Below are 21,048 nucleotides of genomic sequence, written 5' to 3'. Positions count from 1 at the left end.
TCGGATTTTCGTTAAATAAATAAAGTTTTCTTGTTATAATTATAATTTAGTATTCTAAGATCTCTCTAAATATCAAAACAGGCCAAATGGCCTGTTTTGATTATATCTAATTATTCGGCTATTTCATACATATTAGATAAAGGCATCATATTTTCAATGCTGTCCCAAACAAAATACCTTATTCTAAGATTTCTTTGATTTGCAGGAATTTTCATCATAACTGTTAATATAGCATCTTTATTTGATTCAACACTCTGCTTTGCTGCACCGTAAATTATAAACCTGTTATCATCATCATATAATGCTACAATCAATGTTGCATCTTTTGTATTTTTAGTTCTATTTATTGCTTTTATGGTCACTTTAATATCTTGGCCTTGTATTACCTTTTCTGGTTTCTCTATCGATATTATTTCAAAGCTCTCATTTTCAGGCATTTCTATTAATACTATCTCTGCCGTATTTCTTACCCTTATTCTGTGTCCCTCTGCATCCTCTGATGCTAATCCAACAGCGCTTATCTTGCTTCCAATTTTAATCCTCTCATCCCATTTTCCTGCTTCGCTTCCTACATCTCCTGCAATATATCCTTCTACATATACCCTTGCTTCTCCTGAACCATCATCCAAGAATATATTTTGTCCTACTATTCTTGTAACCGTTCCTTCTACCTTCACTAGCCATCCTTCGTTTTCCTCGAGCATAGCCTCCTTAGTTGACATTAACTTAGGTTCAACATTTATTGGATTTGGGTCTATTATTTCTATATCCTTCAATTCATTTGAAATCTGAAGTTCTGTATCTCCCATATATTGATCAACTTTTCCAGTAACTCTAACCTTTACCCCAAGAGGTATTTGCCTTGTTGAAACTCCAAATACAGTTATTCCTCCCGTTTCGTCTTGAACATATATAACATCAAAGAAGGAGTGTCTATTGCCCATCGAAGCCGATTCTGCTGTTACATAGCCTTCTACAGTAAATATCTTGCCTAAATTGTCTGGAATATTATCATTATTTATGTCTTTTCTTACTTCTAATATAGGTGTAATTACTTTCTCACCAGCAAGAATCCAATCCAAAATATTTTCAGTTATTGGAACATTAGCATATTGATTATCTCCTGTCATTTCAAAATCAGAGAAGAAGGTTGAACCTGCAACTATCAACTTTGCACCTGAGTTTAGTTTTTCTACTGCAAGAACATAAACCTCTCCCTTTTGAACTGGTTTTGCATCGTTTTGTTTGTCTGAATCCAAAATCTCTGTCGTGTCATGGCCCTTTACAACAAAATCAACATTTGTAAGGTCAGCGTTATCCTTCGGTATTACTGAACATCCACTAAAGAAGCTATAAAGCTGATCTTGGGATACATTCTTTGTTAAATTAAACTTATCTGATACATACCTATTAAATAACAACCTGTAGTTTTGACCATTGTTGTTTACATTGTCTATTACTTCATCATCATTAAATCTCAAGTTAGAGCCTATTGCCTCAAGGACTCTATTGCCCTGGTTTGCATTTTGATAAGATGGGTCAGTAACTCCTATGTCATTATAGTCTGCCCTTGATGTAATAATTACTGATCCTCCATTTTGAACAAATCTTTTAATAACCTCTATCTCTGCATCCGTATAATTTGACTTGTAAAGATTATAACTTGCGTTATCCTTGCTTTGAGGATCTGTCAATACTAATAACCTAACTCCTTCTAAGTCAGAATCAGTTAGTCCATCATAATCTTCGTAAACTATTACCTTTCTATCCTCTAACATAGACTTAAACTTCGTAACTTTTCCTTTGTAATCTCCACTTACATATTGATTATAATGTCCTGCATCAATTACTACCTTTACAGCATTTTCTGGTGCAATAAACTCAACTACAGTGCTAGATGTGAATGTTTTATCTACTCCACCATAATTTATCGTGGCTTTTGCATAAATTGTGTATTTGCCTTCCTGGCTAGATGTCCAATTAATGCTTGCTAATCCTGTTGAGCCAGCATTTAAATTTGTAATAATCCTTTCATCAATTTTATTTTCGTCCTTTATCTCATCCCTATAAAATTCAACTTTAACATTTGAAATTGATGTAGTTGAATTATTGTAAACTACCGCATCAATTGTCACAGGTTTATTAGTTTCAGCAAGTTTTAAATTTGATTTAACTGATGATAAGCCAACAGGAACAACATCTGAAGTCCAAACCGGTGCCGTAACAGCAATATCTAAATCCTCTTGATCTACTCTAACATAGTAATAACTGTATTTTGGATTTAAAGTAAAATTCCACTCTGCAGTGTTTGAATCAAAATATTTTGATGTAACTACTATTCCACCGTTCGCTATAATTGATACCTTGCCAATTTTATCATTTAAATCAGGGTCCTGAATGCTAATGTTAAAATTTAGCTTATCGGGATTGTTTAAAATTGTCCCCATATATTTATTATTTACCTTATAAACTATCCTTAAATTATTGTCTTCCGTTGCATAAACGCGCATATTTCTAAAGGCATCATAGATATCATCCCTTGTTAAATTCTTTGCTAGAGCTACTGTTCTTGCTGTATTAGCTAATATCCAATTTCCTTTATGGTTATCCTGATTGTTTGTAGGTGCAAGATGCCACCCCTTATCAAGGGCTCTTGTATAGAATTCATAGCTTGGGAAATAACCGCTTGATCTTACTGCTCCTTCCCCGTTTCCGACTTCAATCAAGGTTATTAATTTATCTATATCCGGATCATAATATCCAAAATCTGCAAAATCACCATAAGTTGGGCCAGGATGATTAAATTGAGATATAGATTGAGGAACCTTTTTAAGTTCATCGTAATACATCTTAAGGTCAACTGCCTTGTTGTTTATTCTGCTGTTTCTTGATAAAAAACCTGGAGTATTAAAGGTGTTAATATGTCCCCAACCACCTGTCGAACCGCTCCAGGTCATTTCATATGCAGCTATTGCTACAAATTTCCCATCCTCATTATACTGGTCTGCTATTTGATGGAGCTGTCTCCATTCACTGCTTGCTGAACCATCAAGTATAGTAGCTTGCGTATCATTATCAAATGAATTAGAGTGATCAGTTATTGCAAAAAAGTCTGCCTTTGCAACATTTTTGGCATAATCATATGCCTCTTCTGGAGTGCCTAACCCGTCTGAATAGTTCGTATGGGCATGAATTTGACCGAAGTATAAATTATAGGTTTCTTGACCAATATAAAAATTCCAAGTAAAATCAGCAGCATTTTTTAAAGAAGACAAATCCCTTATAAATATTCTTACTACATGTTCTCCTTCAGCTAAATCTTCCGCTGGATTATATTCTAATTTAATAAATTTTTTAGGCTCAACGTCCTCATAGGTTAAATTTGTCTTATCAGTAACGTCTACGTTATCTATATATATTTTTAAAGTAGTTAAATCTAATCCACTGCTATCCTCAATTGTTGCGCTTATTTGTGGCCTTTTATTTTCAATCCACTCACCACTTTGCGGTGATATAATGGATACCTTAGGCTGAACATTATCAACTTCTTTAATAACTACCTTTAAAGGATTATTTATATCGCTTGGATAAGTTACAGTATTTATTCCATCACTTGCCTCTATATAATACTCAATACCTTGCGTTGAAAGCTCTGATTTTGGAATAACAGCAGTGTATAAATCGTTATTCTTTTGCATGCTTATACTCTTATATGCAGTGTCTCCAACTTTTCTGTAGTATACCTTTGCATTTGATATTTGAACATCATCTGTAATATTCGCACTTATTATTAGGTCATTCGTGTTATCCGCCTCTGTAATAGGCGTGTGTGTAATTGTTGGTGCCTGTATATCTGAATTTTGATCCAATGGAACTTGGTTTGGGAAAACAAAGCCTGGTGTCGGTTGTTGTTTTTGTCCAAGTAAAATCATGTCAATGCCTGTTTCTGGATATTTATATGTTGTGCTGAGTTTTATATCAAAATCTCCGGAATTATATGTTGCCCTACATACTTCTTCACCTGTATCCTTTGCAAGAACAATTGTTTTTGGTGGAGTATTACTTATTCCTGCTGTTATCTTAAAGTTTACAAATTGATCTTCTGTTAAATTTGTTCCGTAAAACGCATTGAAATCAGCCAGTGTAGTTGTGCTAGTTGAACAAATTACCAATACCTCTTTAGGTTGTATTATCTTTGAAACATCGATATCAGATGAAGGATAATTAAACTTATAATCCTTAATATCGATTGGGACATTTGTGTTGTTGTAAACTTCAATGAATTCATAGGGGTCTGTCCCTGATTGTGCCCTTACCATAATCTCTGTGATCAAAAGCTCTGGACCTGTTTGGGCAAAGACTTTATTCTTGAAAGCAAGATTGAAATTTGATAATACTAAAAGCATTACCATAAAAAGCGAAATTATATTTTTATGTGTTTTTCTAAAACTCATTTTCCCCCACCTTTCATGATTTTCAAAAAATTGAAAAAAGATTAATTTTACAATTTAAAAGGGAATAAAAAGGGTGGAATTTTTGCCACCCTTTTATCTTTTATTTGTCGATATAATATAAAATTTTAATATTCAAATTCAATTGAAATAATATCAGAGTTTAATCCCTTTACATAAACAATATATTTACCCTTATCTAACATTGTAGATACTTTACTGTAATTTTTACCTGTCTGAATCTGATCTATATATTTTATATTGCCATCCTGAAGAACTTTCATGGTAATAATATCGTTATCATAAGCACTTTTTACTAAGAAAGAAATTTTTCCTGATTCCTTCTTTACAATTAAAGATATGCCTGAATCTACAACCTTAATCTTTAGAGATTTTTTTACCTTTTGATCCAAAGTCTTTGCTGTAATTGTGGCCTCTCCGACTGCCTTTGCATTAACTTTACCATTTGAAACACTTATAACGTCAATATTATCAGAGTCCCATGTTATCCTTTTATCTGTAGCTGTTAATGGATGAACAATACAGTTAAGATTTAATTCATCATTTTTATTTAAAACAACTCCTATCTCATCAAAATCAATTGATGAAACTGGTATTATAACAGGAGTGCCCCCTGTTGTCCCTCCAGTAGATCCACCTGATGGACCTCCTGTTGTTCCTCCAGTTGAACCACCAGTTGTTCCGCCGCTTGATTGATTATCCTCCTTGCTGTCTTTGTCTTTACTTGCTAATTGTCCCTCTCCACTTACTTTGACTTCATCCTTTTTACTTCCTTCTATCTTTTCTATTTTTGTTTCTTTATTTGTCAAAACTTCACCCTTAGACGATGCAACTAATGTTTTAACTTCTACATTTACAAGTTCAATTTTAGATTCAGCCTTTATCTCTAATGTATCAACTTTTGCCTCTATTTTCACATTTTTGTTTGCACCAGTAATTTCAATTTTATTGATTTTTGCTTCTTTATCCGCCTTTATAGTTGCATTTGCCTCAACCTTTATAGCATCTTCTATGTTGCTATTTTTCTTTATTTCTAATGCTGAATCTTTAGATATAGTTAAATTCTTAATATTTGCTTCAAGTATAATATTTGATTTTGAATTTTCTGGAACTAATTTAATTTCTTTAATTAAGGAGTTTTCTGATGTTTTTATATAAGCACTACTTGTTACCTTTACTTCTGTATCAAAATTACCTCTAAATTCAACAATATTATCATCTATTGTATTAACTTCAACATTCCCTATATTGGCATCCTTATTTTCAAATATTAATGCACTTTGAATAAAAACTTTATTTAAATTTGTTTTTTGATCTGTCACAATTCTAACTTTATTTTCTGCTTCTACTTTAAGTTCATCAGCAAATACGTTGTTTAAATATATACTTTCACTAGCCCCTGATAAAACCTCAATTTCTTTTGCTGAAATGTTATTTAAATAAGCCTTTCCATATTTTCCCGGATCTAATACAAGTTTACCTTCGATTTTCACATTATTTAAAGTTACGTTATCTCCTTTTACAAATACATCTTTAAAAACTACTGCATTATTATAAATAACATTATTTCCAGTTATATTTATATTTCCCTTAACAGTTTGGAAATATTTTTCATTGTTTGAACCATAATTCCCAGTCTTAGATATGTTCATGTCTTTAACAAAAACCATAAATTGTTTATAAGCATAACCATCATATTTGGTCTTACTCTTTTCACCTTTTACATAGGCAAATACCCTATAATATCCATTGTCTAATTTTGGTAGTTTAACTGAATATTTTATATTGCTTTTTATAGGTTTTGAATATCCTTTCGTTAAATCGATCTTTTTCCCGGAAACTAAATCCACTAATAAAACATTATATCTAACATTACCTTTAACACCCGTAGTTGTTAAGTAAAGCGTAGGCGAAGATCCCTGGACATACTCCTGATTTAACCCTGTAATATTTACCTTAGTTTGTGCTGCAGCTGCACTTTTCAAAAATAAATTAGAAATTAAAAATGCAACCATTAGAAAAATGGGGAACAGCCTTCTTTTCATCCCAAAGCCTCCTTTTTAAATTATCAAATGATTGGAAGGAGACCTTCCAATCATTTGATTTTATATTCTAATACCTTTGATAGTGGGTTCATGTCATTTTCATTATCCCATACAAATACCTTTAATGTGTAATCCTTGTATTCTGCCTTTGTTGACAAGTTAGCACCCATGTCTATTGTTTCATCTGGTTTTACATTATAGTTTCCAAATACAAGATGAACAAGTTTTCCGTTCTTATCATATACTCCTACTATTAATGTAACTGTCTTAATATTAACACCATTATTTTTTGCTTTTACAATAACCTTTGCATCTTCTCCTGCTTTGAATTCTTTATCCTCTACAGTAAGCTGTATTGGAATGATGAACTTGATCTTGTAAACTGCTTCTGTTTCATCTTCTGCTATTACCTTAATTATAGCTTCGCCTTCTATAGAAACTGCTTGCGTAATTTCAACTTTTGCTTTTTCGTCTGCAGCTTGAGCTGCTACTGTATAAGTCTTAAACGGATTTACTTCATAAACATATTCAAATTTTTCTGGATTGAATCCTTCTAATGCTTTTCCATTAATGGATATAGAACTTAAGTTAGTATTATTTGATCTAGCATCAACTACAACGACTTTATATGATAATTCATAATCGTTGTTAAATATTAACTTAAATTCGTTTTCTCCCTTTGTCATTTGTTTTAAAAATTCCTTCTTTAAAATTATTTGACCATTATCAACAACATAATCCTTGTCTTTTTCAAGTTGTAATTCACCATATTTAATATTTTGTAATTCAAATGTGTTTTCCTTTGGATATACTACAGCAACTACAACATCCTCTGCCAAAGCCCTATCAAAATACCCATCCTCAAGTATAACTGGCTTTTGGATATTCTTATAGGTTGTAATTTCTTTAACCGCTACATTTCCTGCATAGTCAACAACGCTTATTATAACCTTTCCTTCTCCATCTATAGCATTAACATTTATTGTATGCTCCTTAGCTGCGCCATCTCCAACTTCGCTTTCTACTGTATCAACTTGGTTTCCATTTACATATACTCTATATCCATAAACATTGTCTATTGCTTTAAACTTAAGTTCTAATGTATCATCAACTAATACCTTATCCTTTGTTGAACTAATCATTTCAATGATCGGCTTTTGAGTGTCGCAGTAAACCCTGTATGCATATTCATTCTTGTTTCCTGCAAGATCCTCTAATGTAAAGGCTATTTTATTCAATCCTTCATTTAAGGTCAATATCTTTTCAAAGGATTCATCCTTTAATTCAACTTTTTCACCGTTTATCTTCAAATACTTAACCTCTTCTGCTACAAAGCCCATAATCTTTACTGTATTTGTGTTGTAAAGCGGAACATTCTTAAGGGCGTTACCAAACTCATCAAATACTGTAACTGATGGTGCATCTTTATCTACTAATATATCTATATAGTCTGCAACAACTCCATTCTTCATAGTAATTATGATATCTAATCTGTTTAATCCCTTAAACAAATCCTTCAAGGAAATATTCAAGGCATTATCTTCCATGCTCATCACGTCATATTCTTCAAGTTTTCTTCCATCCATGAAGGTTTCTATTTTAGTAATTTGTTCTTTATCTAATATATTAGCCTTTAATTCTAAATTTGAAGCATTAGATAAAACATATCTTTCACAATTAATGGGTGAAGCATTTACGTTTATATATTCCACAGTATTTACATTCTTTACCTTTGCAAATATTTCTACCTGATTTACACCATAATTAGACAATGTAATTTCCTTTGCAAAGTTACCTTCGTCGTCTACTGTAGCTACTTCATCATTAATTAAAACTGCCACCTTTTCCCCTTGTTTATAAATAACCTTTCCTGTAATCAATACAGTCTTTCCTGAAACAGGATATCCTCCATTAACTTGATTAACTATTATCGTAGGTCTTTCAATTACTTTAGTTATAACTACCTCTTTTGTTTCTACATTACCAAGCTCATCAACTACTTTGATTTCAACCCTATTATCTCCTTCATTTAGTTTGACTGAATATACATGAACATTTTCTCTTAATTCATATCCTGTATAATTATCATCAAATAGCTGTCCGTTTACGTAAACCTTATATGGTGTTAGCTCTTTTACTTTAAATTCAAGATCATAATATTCTCTTGTATCGTTAACAACAACGTTTCCTTCTGCATTTGTTATTGTTACAACTGGCTTTGTTGTATCGATAACAAAGCTCGTTTCATTTTGTCCTATTACCTTTCCTGTTGCATCATAAGCATAAACCTTTAATGTGTAGTTTCCATCCTGCAACTCAACTGTATATTCTGTGCTAGTTTCTATTGACTTCTTTTCAACAATAGCTTGGCCTATTAAATTGTCTATTACTTCAACCTCAAAATGATCAACTAAGTTACTGATCATCTCATTTACTTCAAACTTAACTGTAGGGCTTGGATTATTTGAAACAAAGTTTGGAACTTCAGTAAATCTTATAACATCGTTATCTATCTTTACTAAAGAGCCTGTTACATTTCCTGCAAAGTCTATTGCAAAAACTAAACAATCGTTTTTAATTCCTGGTAATTCAAGTTGAACTTTACTTTGACTTCCTTCTACAAACACAGGATTTTGATCATATTCATTTCTAAATACAACATACTGGTATATTCCAACATTATCTTGGCTTCCTGTAAAGTCGAATTCAAATAAATTACCATCTATCTTCTTTGCCTTTACACTTAATGCTGGATAAGTATTATCTATCTTAAATGGGATCAAAAGCTCCTGCCACTTAGCATCCATGTAGTCAACCTTAGCCATTGCCCTTAAGATATAATTTCCTTCCTTTGCTGGATAGAAATTGCCCTTTCCATCATAGAGCATTCCATCCCAGAGCCAGTTTGCGTAAATCTTTCTTGTTGAAGATGATGCATAGTTCTTTCTAATGAAAATGTCCGTTGCAATTTCCCTTAAAAGATTTTTATTTTCATCTAATATCTGGAGTTTAAATTCCTTTGCATTTCTTAAGAATGAAAGGACAGGAAGCAGGCTTCTAAACATAGCATCTTCATTAGTTGAGATTGAAATCTTTTCTGGGTCAATTATTGGGTGTCCATAGTTATCTACTCCAACTTGCCCGAGGTAATAACCTTCTCCATCTATTAGAGCAGCTTCACCATAATAAGTATCTGCTTCCCACATAGGTGAGTCTAATATTCTTGGCTCATCCCACTTTCCGTAGAATCCAACATAAGGAATTGTAAGGGTTGGGTTATTTGCACTCTCTAGAGTAATAAATCCTTCTACAAATATATTCTTTGATGTAGTTTCTGGAATTTTAACAGTAACTTCAATTTCCTTTGTCTCACCCGGGTCTACTGTAATTTCATTTTGGCTAAATGTTAATGCAGCACCAGTTAAAGGCATTGCATAAGGATAGATATATGAATTCGACTTAAAGTTTGTCATTACTCCATATTTATCGCTAACATTAAAGGTCAAAGCTTCAGTTCCAAAATTAGTTACTTTTATCTTAAATGTCCTATTACCTTCAAAGTCCTTAAGGGATATTACAGCCTTTCCATCTTCTCCAACAACGTATGCCTTTGTGCTAAGAGCCTTATCTATTTGGATAAGTCCTGCACCCTGTTTTCTTGGAAGATATGGAAGCTTTGGTGTAGTTTTTGTTGATGGGTCTAAAAGCTGGATAGCTGAGTTTGTTAAAAGGATCTTTGCCCTTTCAACAAGTTCTCGTCCTGATAAATTCGGACTATTTTGCTTTAGATATTGAACAACCAAAGCAACTGCACCTGATGCATGGGGAGCCGCCATTGAAGTTCCACTCATCGTTTCATAAGAATTATCATTGACAGTTGAGTAAATTTGTCCTCCTGGCGCAGTAATATCTGGTTTAAATGTAAGGTCTGGTGCAAGTCCCCATGATGAGAAGCCAGACATTCTTCCAGCGTTTACATTTGGCGTGCTTGCAATCTTACCCTTAAATGAAACCTTAACTCCATTTTGAATAAGATTAAGTAGCTTTAATCCATCGCTTCTTTTTATAAATATTGCAGGAATAACTACTCTTGGGTCAGTTGCCATGTTTATATAAGTGTCTCCACCAGATACGCTGTTATATACAATTACTCCAATAGCACCTCTTGCCTGTGCGTTTAACTTCTTTTCTATAAATGTTATTGCTCCTCTTTCTATTAAAGCTATTTTTCCAGTTAAATCAAGATTTGCAACATCTGTAGTTCTCCCAAGTCCGCAGTAAACTAATTCATATTCTCCTTTTAAGACGCCGTATGGGTCTATTTCAGAAGTTGTATAACCTATTACACCCTGCTCTTCTCCTGCCTTATAGTCCATTGCAGGAAGTGTTTGTGTTGTATTTTCTGATGATGCAACCTGAAGTGTATCTGGGAAAAGCCCTGGGGAACCAACAAGACCGATGTCTGGGTCCTGTGCATATGCTGGATAACTATATGTTGAATAGTATGAGTTTCCTGCTGAAACTACTACAACAACACCTGCATCTGTAGCATTTTTAATTGCCCTTTGTTCTGGGTCATCAGGCATTATATATCCTGCAGTTGAACCTAAGCTCATGTTTATAACATCAGCGCCATGTTTTACGGAATCATCTATTGCTGCTGCAATGTCATCGGTATATGCACCCCTAAGTTCTGGGTTATTTGAGAAAACCTTCATTGCAAGTAGCTGTGCTTCAGGTGCAACACCTTTAACATCACCATTTGCAGCAACTATTCCACCAACGTGCATTCCATGCATGCTTGAGGTTGTATCAATAACTTCATCGTTTAAATCGGCAAAGTTATAACCATAAGGAACCTTATCAGTATAGAACTTTCCTGGACCACCTAATGATTCAACTAACTCCTTATTAAGTTTTGCCTTACTTGGATCTGTAAGCTTCATATCCTTGTGCCTGTAATCTATTCCTGTATCAACTATTGCAACTACCATGCCTTCGCCTTTAAGGCCAAATTGTTGCCAAACTTGAGTTGCCTTTGTTATATCCCTTGCATAGTTTATATCTGGATAATAGATATTTGCAACTGTAACCTTTTTAACCCCTGGTATTTTCTTAAGCTCATCAATCTCCCCATAGGCAACTGTCATGCTAAATCCGTTAATAACATTCCTGTAAACATGTCTTATCTTACCATAGGCTTTTGCCTTTTCAATTACAGCAGCTTGGCTCTTTTCTACGTTCTTTTCAACCTTTGAAAGCTCCTTCATTGATAGCTTTTGATTTTTAATTATTTCAACTGCTGAAGGATCTTGAAGCTCTACTATAACTCTAACAAGATCTTTATCGTCAATTTTATTTTCTGTTATATTGTCATTGAATTCCCCGCCAAACTTCTGATAAAGTGCCCTTTGCTCATCAACATCCTTAACATTTACAAGGTTTTGCTTTACAAATTTCTTTACGTCGATATTTAGCTTCCCATTTTGTGCTTTTACATTAAAATTAAATAGGCTAAAAATAAGCAAGAAGGATAAAACATAGCTTAATAATCTTTTAAATTTCATGAAACCCCTCCCTTTATTTTGATTAAAGATTGAATTAATTTTAAACACCCCCTTTATATTAAGTTAAAGCCATTTAGAGGAATCTAAATGGCATAACATTCTAATTTTAATTTAGTTAATTTTACTATCGTTATGGTAACAAAATGGTAACAATTATGTTAATTTCTATTAATATCCATATTTATCTTTATGAATAATAATATCCCAAACTTACAAAAAAATAAAGCATAATTTATCGCAAAATTTTCCAATAACAAGCTAAAAATTTTTATTTCAATGCAAAAAATTATTGAATTTTTTAAGCCTTGTTAAATTCCCTTTTTAGTTTTTCAATTGCCCTATCCTTTAGTCTTACAACAGCCATGTAATGGCATCTTCTGTTATTTGCAATTTCCACCATAGATTTCCCATTAAAAAAATGCTCTAAAATAACCTCTCTTTGCTTAGGGCTTAAATTATTTATAGCGTTGTATAATCTTTTTATATCTTCCCTTTTTATCCTTTCATTTTCTATGTCAACCTCGCTTGGAATTATTTCATAAAGATCTTCTCCATCTTCAGTTAGATCTTCATCTAAGCTAATATACTCTTTTATTTTCCTTGCATATTCCCTTATAGAATTTAAAACTGCCCTTTTCACATAAGCCTCAAAGGGAACATTAGAATCTTCATCGTAATTTTTTATGCACTTTAATATGGCAATCCTTCCCTCCTGTATTGCATCATCAAAATCCGACGAATTTTTCACATACAAACTGCAGCACTTTTTCAAAAGTGGTTCAAAACTCTTTAAAATCTTCTCCTTTGCAGCCTCATCATATCTTGCTTTTATCACTAAATCCTTCATCCTATCCCCTCCCTTGCACTTTATTTTACGGGAGGATGTGCAAAAAATTAAAAACGGAAAAATTGCATCACTGCAGCTTTTCCGTTTTGAAATTGATGAAAAATGATTTTTTTTTGAGTATAAAAATGTTTTTCGGTGGAGAAATAGATACAATACAAGATTCTCTAAAACTAACCTTAGCTTGGCCTTTTTGTCATGCCCAAATTTAATAATTTTTCTTAACATAATCTTAATCTCACAAAAATGCCCTATAAATTAGCAAGGGCGGGCATCTGAATATTTTGCCCACCCCAACTATTGACATAGAGCCAAAAGCATAAAAGAAGGGCAAAAGCCCTTCTTTTATTATCTTGCTACATTAAGTTCAGCGTTTACAAGTGGGTTAGCATTAGTATCTGCTAATGTTGAACCTACATACTTAACCTTTACAACCGCAGTCTGGCTAACAGCATTTGCAAGATTGATGTTTATCTTATTGTTGTTTACTGTTACGCTGCTTACAGTAACCTTTGTTCCATCTACGTATACTTCAAAATCTGTAACTGCAGGAGTTCCAGTTAAGTTTTCACTAGCTGTGATTACTATTAAGTTAGGATCAGCAAGTAATGCTGAAGTTAGTTGCGGTCTTACATTTTCTTTTATAGTAACTTCTTCTGTCTTAGTAGTTACATTACCTGCAACATCTGCAAGTGAATAAGTGAATTGTCTTGGTGCTGTTAATGTGATTGATTCATATGGTAATTCTACTCTAACAGTCTTCTTGTTGAGGTAGAAGTAAACCTTTGTTCCTTCTGGCATTGCATTACCATCAAGCTTAAAGTTTGCAACTGTTGGTAATGTTAAATCTTCGTTACTTGTAATTTCAAACAATCTTTCACCAACTTTAGTAAATGTTAATGTAGGTGCAGTTGTATCCTTAACTGTTGTTGTAGCTGGGCCAACTTGGATTGTTGCTGTAAATGCAACATTCTTGTTTTCTTGCGCAGATAAGTCTTTTACTGCATTAGCTGCAAATTTAACTGTATAAGTTCCTATCTTTAATGTTCCATCATCATTTAACCACTTAGTTGGAGCAACCTTGATTGCTACAAGATCTCCCGTAGTCTTTCCATCTTTATCAAGTAAGTTTGCTTGTGTTAATGATATAGTTTCTGGATCATATACTATACCATCATTTGCAGTATATTCAACTATAACAGCATTTGCTCCAGTTGCAACATCTATCTTTTCGCTTAATACAACAATTAAGAACTTTCTGTCTTCTGAAAGCTTGATTTCTTTGAATGCTGGAGCAACCTTATCCTTTTCAACGTATAGTCTATATACAATTGATGCATCTCCTGCATTTCCTACAAGGTCTGCATAACCAGCGTTTACTTGAACGTTAACATATCTGTAGTCATAACCACCTAGTAAGTTTTGTTCTGCTGTTTCGTATATAAACTTTTCAGCATCTGCTTCTGTTGTTAAGTCAAATGAGCCTATTGTATTACCTGCTAAATCCTTAACCACTACTACGCCATACTTATTATTAGCATCTTTCTTTAGTCTTTCACTCATTGTAACTCTAATCTTTGTATTATTGTTAGCACCTGAAACTTGTTCAACATTAACAACTGTTGGCTTTACGTTGTCAACAGGGATTGTTATAGTAGCTACTGTTGGGTTTGGAGCTATCCAATTGCCCTTAATATCCTTTGCTCCAAATACCTTTACGTCATATGCCTTTCCAGCTTCAAATGAAGCATCAAGTGTAGCTGTTGCCTTCTTTAACGAAGAATCTAATGCGAAAGTAACTTGGGTTGTTCCAACATAAACTGTTCCAACAGTTGACATTGGTTCACTAAATGTGATTGTTACTTTTCTTAAAGCATCAACTGTAGCTGTTGCTGTTGGAGCAGTTGTATCAGCTGCTATAAATGCAGTTGTGAACTTAGCCATTGTCTTGTCAAGAGCTACGTTCTTAATTCCGCTTACTTCAACTGCAACTGAACTTCCGTTTGTAAATGCAGCTGCTGTTAATCTAACAGTCTTGCTATCTATCTTTTCAACCTTTGTTGGTGCATTACCGTTAACTTTGTAGTTTGCAGTATTTAATGCACTTGCAGCCCAATTTGTATTAGTATTGTCATCAATCATGCATACGTCTTGATTAAATACTACTAATATTTCCATTAAGTTATCTGACTTAACTTCCTTAACTGCAACAGGAAGTAACTTAATTTCTTCTTCATCAACCTTTTTCTTTTGGTCAGCTATTCTCTTTTCTAAAGCTGACTTCTTATCAGCATCAGTAACCTTTGCAACTGCGTCAGTTGCCTTCTTTTCAAGGTCTCTTGCAGCCTTTACTTCATCAAGAGTTGTAAGCTTTGCTTCTTCATAAGCCTTAACTGCATCTTCTGCAGCCTTTAATGTAGCTGCTACGTTTTCAAAGCCTTTCTTTGCAGCATCAAGCTTTGCCTTCTTGTCGTTGATTCTGTTCATTAAAGCCACTCTAACTGTTCTGTCAGCTATATCTTGAACCTTGTCTAATGCATCTGCATAAAGCGCTTCTGCTGCAGCGATTTCTTCTTGAGTTGTAAGAGCTGCAAGTTCGAATGCTTCAACAGCATCTGCAGCTGCTACTTGTGCCTTAACTTGTGCTGTTACAGCAACGATTTCTTGGCTTAATTCCATAAGCTGCTTTGAAATAGCTGCCTTCTGCCTTGGATTTGTAATTCTGCTCATGTGGATCTTTAGTGATCTGTAGTAGCTTTGTAAAAGCTTAAGATCCTCTTCGCTTTGTGATTGCTTAGTGATTGTTAATTGTGGCTTTAGATATTTGTTGATGTTTGTGAGTGCGATTTGGTAGTAGTCTACCTTCTTAGTAGCCGCACTCGCTGGTGCTAAGCCCATTGAGCCAAATGTTACAAGAGCTGCAAGGGCTAAGCTTAGAATCTTCTTGGCTTTTGCCATATTTTCTCCTCCTCTCGAGAATTAAAATTTTATATATGATGAATAAAATCATCGACTAAGTTAAATTTTCCTTTATTGGATTTAAGTGTGACTATTTAATATAATATACCAAAAAGTCAAAATTTTCAAGGATAAAATTTACATCACACTTAATAATATATTCTTCCTTTGTTTAAAAATTCCTGCTAAAGTTAGGTAAATTTTTCAATGATTTTTCTGTTTTTCAACTTATTCACTAATATTGACTTTGTTTTCTATGGAAAAGTTCCGCTAAATTAGAAAAAAGTTTTATATTTTTATATCATTTCCTTTTTGGCCATATCTTAATCAGCTTTCATTTATATAGACTCTTTTTTTATAAAAGTGTTCCAAATTTCAATGCAAAACTTTCCAACAAATAACGACAAAAAAAGACATTCGCAAGGATAAAAAAATTGCTCGGCATTTGCCGAGCAATTATTCAACCTCTATTGCGTTTACTGGACAGGAGCCTTCTGCCTCCTTTGCTGCATCCTCGCTGCCTGCTGGAACTGGATTTGCTATAACATGGGCCTTGCCGTCATCCTTCATTTCAAATACATCTGGTGCAATGGATGGGCAAAGACCGCAGCCTATACAGGTATCTTGATCTACTTTTGCCTTCATGGTAAAACCTCCTTTTTAGTTTTCTAAGGATTAGTTTTGCCCTTGAAGGCAATTTTATACCTTGCTTTATTTATATGCTATAAAAAATTCCCATTTTCCATTATAATTTCCTTCAATAACATAAACTGTTTTTAATCCTTTAGGATCTGTTACGGCTATTTCTGCCTCCACCCTGTTTCCTGAATATTTTTTTGTGTTTATTGCTATCAAATAATCATACTCCTTTGCCTGCTGAAGAAGAACTATGTTGATGCCATTTCTGTTGATTCCTTCAAATATGTTTTTTATATCCATTGATGTCAAATACTTTAAAGTCATTATCTCCTTTTTAAGGTCGATGGCAACGGTTATGTCCTTTTTGCCTATTTTGTCTAGGATAAGGTTTATAACTGAAACATAGTAATCTGGAACGTTTTGGTTTCTGTTGGTTTTTAAAAGGCGTTTTATAAATTCATCTTCAATTGATGTTGAAATGTTAAAAAGCTTTCCTTCTTCATCATAAAGATTTGCAGTATTCTCGTCGTTTATCTTTGCGATGTATTTAAAGGTTGCTACCCTTTTGTTTTCGGAGTAAAAGTCGAATATAAAGTCGGGCTCTAAGTTTGAATCCCTTTGAACCTCCTTTGCCCTTAAAACCTTATTTTTAAACCTTGTAATTGCTTTTTTGTCTATTATCGTGTATCTTCCTGCATATCTTGTGTTGGTTACGACTATCCTTTCTATATCCTGATTTGAAAATTTATCCTTTAAAGCAGGATTTACCCTGGTGCAGGAGGTTAAAAAGAACAAGGATAAAATTATTAAAAATTTTTTCAATATATCACCTCCTAAGAGGCCCTTAGTTTGAGTTTTGTTTCTTTATCTTATCAAGGTTTAAAAATATAAGGGCAATTACAAAGGTTATTATGCTTATAAACTGGGAAGTTGAAAGGGGGCCTACATTCCCTCTAAAGTCACCCCTGAAAAATTCTATGATAAATCTTCCTACGCTGTATAAAAGAATATAAAGTCCTGCAACCTTTCCGTCACTTCTTTCTTTTTTAGAGTAATTAAGAAGGATTAGAAAAATTATAAGGTTTCCAAGACTTGATATTTCCTGTGTTGGAATTAGCTTAACTCCGTTTGGTGCAAAGGGCGACTCTTTAAAGATTACGCCAAAGGGAGAGTCCGTTGGCCTTCCGTAGCAGCAACCAGCAAAGTGGCAACCTTGTCTTCCTATGCTCTGGGCAAGGGCCATTGATGGTGCTGCAAGGTCGAACATCTTTAAAAAATTAAGCCCCCTTTTTTTGCAGTATATATATCCTGCCAAAACCCCTCCAATTAGTCCACCGTAAACTACAAAACCTGAGGTTAGCATATATATGATTGATTTTGGATTTTTAAAAACCGTTGGGGCTTCGGCTATCATATAAAGAAGCTTTGCACCAAGGATACCTCCTATTACTCCATAAAAGGCGAGGTCGTAAATTATGTTTTTATCATATCCTTTTTTTCTGCCCTATAGGCGGTTAAAAGGATTGCCAAGATTATTGCAACTGCCATTAAAAAGCCGTAGGTGTAAATTGTAATTGGTCCTATTTTAAAAAGTATTGGATGCATAAAAATCCCCCTTAGTAATAGATCCTTTCAATAATTGCTGCTATAATAAGAATGGTTATGGAATATAGGATTATAAAAATTCCCCTCCAAAAGCCTTCCCCTTTAAACTCCTCAATTGATTCAAGCTCTGCCCTTTCGGCATAGGGGTTGTAAAAAAGATTATAAAATCCAAACAAAGGATTTTTTCTCCTATACAATGCAATTTTAGGATCCTCATCCCGTTTAAAAAGCTGCGGGATTGAAAAAATAGAAGCAAAAATTCCAACAGCATAAAGGGATATATATATGGATTTTAAAGGATTTATGCCTTTTATAAGGGAAAAAATTGTTGCAATAAGTGATACAAAAACTGCTGTAATAAGGCTATAAATTAAACTTTCCTTTATCCCCTTTAAAATGTATTTTTTCATACTTCACCTCCAGTGCCTGCCACTTGACATTTTGACTTTTTGACATTTCCACAAAATTCCACAAAGCCGACATTTTATTATACTTAATTATTATACCCTAATTCATGTGATAAGTTAAGTAGCAAATAAAAAGGCACGATATATTGCCAATGCAATACATCGTGCTTTATATTACGGAACCATTACCATTCCAGTCCATGGGTTGTAGATCATAATCCACATTCCCTTGCCATCGATTTCTATCCATTTTTTAAATCCTGTTGCCCCAAAGAAGGGCTGATCTTTTTTGCTGTTTTCTCCTATAATTCCGTAAACTACGTATTCAATCTCACCTTCATCGTCATATTTTAATCCAAAGTAATAATAGCCCGTCCTTCTCATCCACATAAAGTAGTTTACATATGGATAAGCAAATATTAGATGATAAATAATGCAGTAGTAGGGCATTAACTTAGGTTCGAAATCCGGCCTTTCAAGGGGCACCTTCCACCATCTTGTATTCTTAAACTCGGTGCTGAGTTTAACCTCCTCAAGGTCCTTTAATATTCTATGGAATACCTTTGCAAAGGCACCTTCCTTTAATTGTCTTGGAATTTCTTCCTCCTCTACTTTTACTTCATCTTTTTCTTCTACTTTTTCCCCTTCCTTTATCTTTTCAATTTCATTTTTGATCCTCTCTTCATATTCTATGAACTTTTTAGCCTCCTCATCGAGCTCCTCTTCTTTATCTTCCTGCCTTACGGGATTTTTTAGTTTTTCCTTCCACTCGATTCTCTCCTTGCCAATCTGTCCTGATAAGGGGTATTGATCCTCCGTCATAACGCAGGCAACGTTGAACCTGTCGATGTGGATACCTGTGTCGGCAATGTCATCCTCCCTATATTCCCACCAAACTTCCCCTCTTCCTGTTTCGTCCACATTTATTTCCCCAAGCTTTGCAAGGACAGGGGGATTTTTAGTAGCATCGATAAGGCAGGCAGTGTAGGGGCCCTTTTCTTGTAAAAGATTTTGAACATAAAAGTTAATCTTTGCCCTTCCGTTTTTATTTTCAATCTTTGCATAGCCCGTCGGTGGTCTGTCAATGGCAATCCCAAATCCCCTATCATCCTCTTGGAAGATTATAAAATATCTTGAATATGACCTTTTATTAGTCACCCTTTCCCCTCCCAAAAAAATTCATCAATATATTATATGCAAAAGGGTGACTTGAATTTACTTAATATTAAGTGCCTGGCACTTTAATTTAAGATTTTTGTTTACTAAGGATGTTAGAAAGTTTTGCAAATTCTTCTATGCTCAAAGTCTCTCCCCTTCTTTTGGGGTCTATACTTAACTCTTCAAGGGCCTTTAAAAGGATATCCTCATTTGCAATGGATTTAAGTGAATTTGAAAGGGTTTTTCTTCTCATGTTAAAGGCGCTTTTTATTATGTTAAAGAATAATTCTTCATCTAAAACCTCAACCCTTTTTTGATCCCTAATATCAAGCCTTATAACCATAGACTCCACCCTTGGAGGTGGAACAAAGCAATTGGGGGATACTTTGCATATCTTTTTTATATCGCAGTGGTATTGGCAAAGGAGGGATAATGTTCCGTATTCGTCGGTGTTTGGCTTTGCAAGGATCCTGTCTGCAACTTCCTTTTGGATCATAATAATCATTGAGCTAATTTTAACCCTCTCGTTTAAAAGCTTTGCAATTATTGGCGTTGTAACATAATAGGGAAGGTTTGCAACAACCTTTACGTTTTCTAAGTTTTCCTCTTTAATTATTTTATTAAAATCAACCTTTAGGGCATCGGAGTGGATTATCTTTATGTTCTTAAAATTACCTAACGTTTCTTCAAGGATTGGAATTAGGTTTTTATCTATTTCAACAGCAACAACTTTTTTGCACCTTTTTGCCATCTCCTGAGTCAATGTTCCAATCCCAGGTCCTATTTCTATTACCGTTGAGTTTTCATCAAGCTCAGCAGCGTCGATAATCTTTTTTAATATATTTTCATCTATCAAAAAGTTTTGCCCAAGGTTTTTGTTGAATTTAAACTCAAAATATTTAACTATCTCCATGGTTTTACTCTTTAGTCCCATCTAATTTCACCTCTATTTTTTGTGAACTACCCCCACTTATAGAAGTGGTGGCTTCGTGGTCAAGGTAACTTCTGTTACCAGATTACCCACGCTCAAAGGGCTGTTCCTTCCCCATATATACCAATCACATGGCTAATTTTAGCAAATTCTTGCTTGCATTTATATCTCTATCATGAACTGCACCACACTTTGGACATTTCCATTCTCTCAATGCTAAATTCTTTACATCAGAATTTTTATATCCACATTCACTACATGTTTGACTTGATGCATAATTTTGTGGTGCTATTATTATTTCTCTGCCATACCATCTTGCTTTGTATTCTAACATCCTTCTAAATTCTGCCCATGATACTTCTGTTATTGCTTTGGCTAATTTATGATTTTGTTGCATATTCTTTACCTGTAAATTTTCTAAA

11 protein-coding genes and 1 pseudogene are annotated in these 21,048 nt (G+C 33.9%); all 12 read right to left on the bottom strand.

Going from position 1 to position 21,048, the window contains the following annotated elements; all coding sequences use genetic code 11:
• Nucleotides 1-110: 110 nt before the first annotated feature.
• A complete protein-coding gene (locus CAAU_RS12260; RefSeq protein ID WP_008909755.1) occupies nt 111-4,454 on the bottom strand; it encodes a CehA/McbA family metallohydrolase in 4,344 nt (1,447 codons plus the stop codon).
• 125 nt (nt 4,455-4,579) lie between these two features.
• Nucleotides 4,580-6,517, bottom strand: a complete 1,938-nt coding sequence (locus CAAU_RS12255; protein WP_008909754.1) for an Ig-like domain-containing protein — start codon at nt 6,515-6,517, stop codon at nt 4,580-4,582.
• 50 nt (nt 6,518-6,567) lie between these two features.
• Nucleotides 6,568-12,084, bottom strand: a complete 5,517-nt coding sequence (locus tag CAAU_RS12250; RefSeq protein ID WP_008909753.1) for a S8 family serine peptidase — start codon at nt 12,082-12,084, stop codon at nt 6,568-6,570.
• Nucleotides 12,085-12,382: 298 nt separating this feature from the next.
• On the bottom strand, nt 12,383-12,931 hold the full coding sequence (locus CAAU_RS12245; protein ID WP_008909752.1) for a sigma-70 family RNA polymerase sigma factor: 549 nt from the start codon (nt 12,929-12,931) through the stop codon (nt 12,383-12,385).
• 345 nt (nt 12,932-13,276) lie between these two features.
• A complete protein-coding gene (locus CAAU_RS12240) occupies nt 13,277-15,886 on the bottom strand; it encodes a SwmB domain-containing protein (RefSeq protein ID WP_008909751.1) in 2,610 nt (869 codons plus the stop codon).
• Nucleotides 15,887-16,342: 456 nt separating this feature from the next.
• Nucleotides 16,343-16,531 (bottom strand): ferredoxin, encoded by a 189-nt coding sequence (locus CAAU_RS12235; RefSeq protein WP_008909750.1) that lies wholly within the window; start codon nt 16,529-16,531, stop codon nt 16,343-16,345.
• 66 nt (nt 16,532-16,597) lie between these two features.
• A complete protein-coding gene (locus tag CAAU_RS12230) occupies nt 16,598-17,347 on the bottom strand; it encodes a YhfM domain-containing protein (protein ID WP_008909749.1) in 750 nt (249 codons plus the stop codon).
• A gap of 22 nt (nt 17,348-17,369) precedes the next feature.
• Nucleotides 17,370-18,073, bottom strand: a pseudogene (gene lgt, locus CAAU_RS12225) (prolipoprotein diacylglyceryl transferase).
• Between the two features lie 68 nt (nt 18,074-18,141).
• Nucleotides 18,142-18,540: a hypothetical protein gene (locus tag CAAU_RS12220; protein WP_008909746.1), complete on the bottom strand. Its 399-nt coding sequence runs from the start codon at nt 18,538-18,540 to the stop codon at nt 18,142-18,144.
• A 171-nt stretch (nt 18,541-18,711) separates the two neighbouring features.
• Nucleotides 18,712-19,695: a hypothetical protein gene (locus CAAU_RS12215; RefSeq protein ID WP_008909745.1), complete on the bottom strand. Its 984-nt coding sequence runs from the start codon at nt 19,693-19,695 to the stop codon at nt 18,712-18,714.
• A gap of 88 nt (nt 19,696-19,783) precedes the next feature.
• Entirely contained in the window at nt 19,784-20,629 is an 846-nt protein-coding gene (gene rsmA / locus CAAU_RS12210; RefSeq protein WP_008909744.1) for a 16S rRNA (adenine(1518)-N(6)/adenine(1519)-N(6))-dimethyltransferase RsmA, read from the bottom strand.
• A gap of 124 nt (nt 20,630-20,753) precedes the next feature.
• Nucleotides 20,754-21,048, bottom strand: a 295-nt coding sequence (locus tag CAAU_RS12205; RefSeq protein WP_040306673.1) for an RNA-guided endonuclease TnpB family protein, incomplete at its 5' end; no start/stop codon positions are given.

This window comes from Caloramator australicus RC3 (genome assembly GCF_000297115.1).
Lineage (GTDB): Bacteria > Bacillota > Clostridia > Clostridiales > Caloramatoraceae > Caloramator > Caloramator australicus.
The sequence above is the reverse complement of the archived record's forward strand: the minus strand, read 5'-3'. Positions and strand labels throughout refer to the sequence as shown.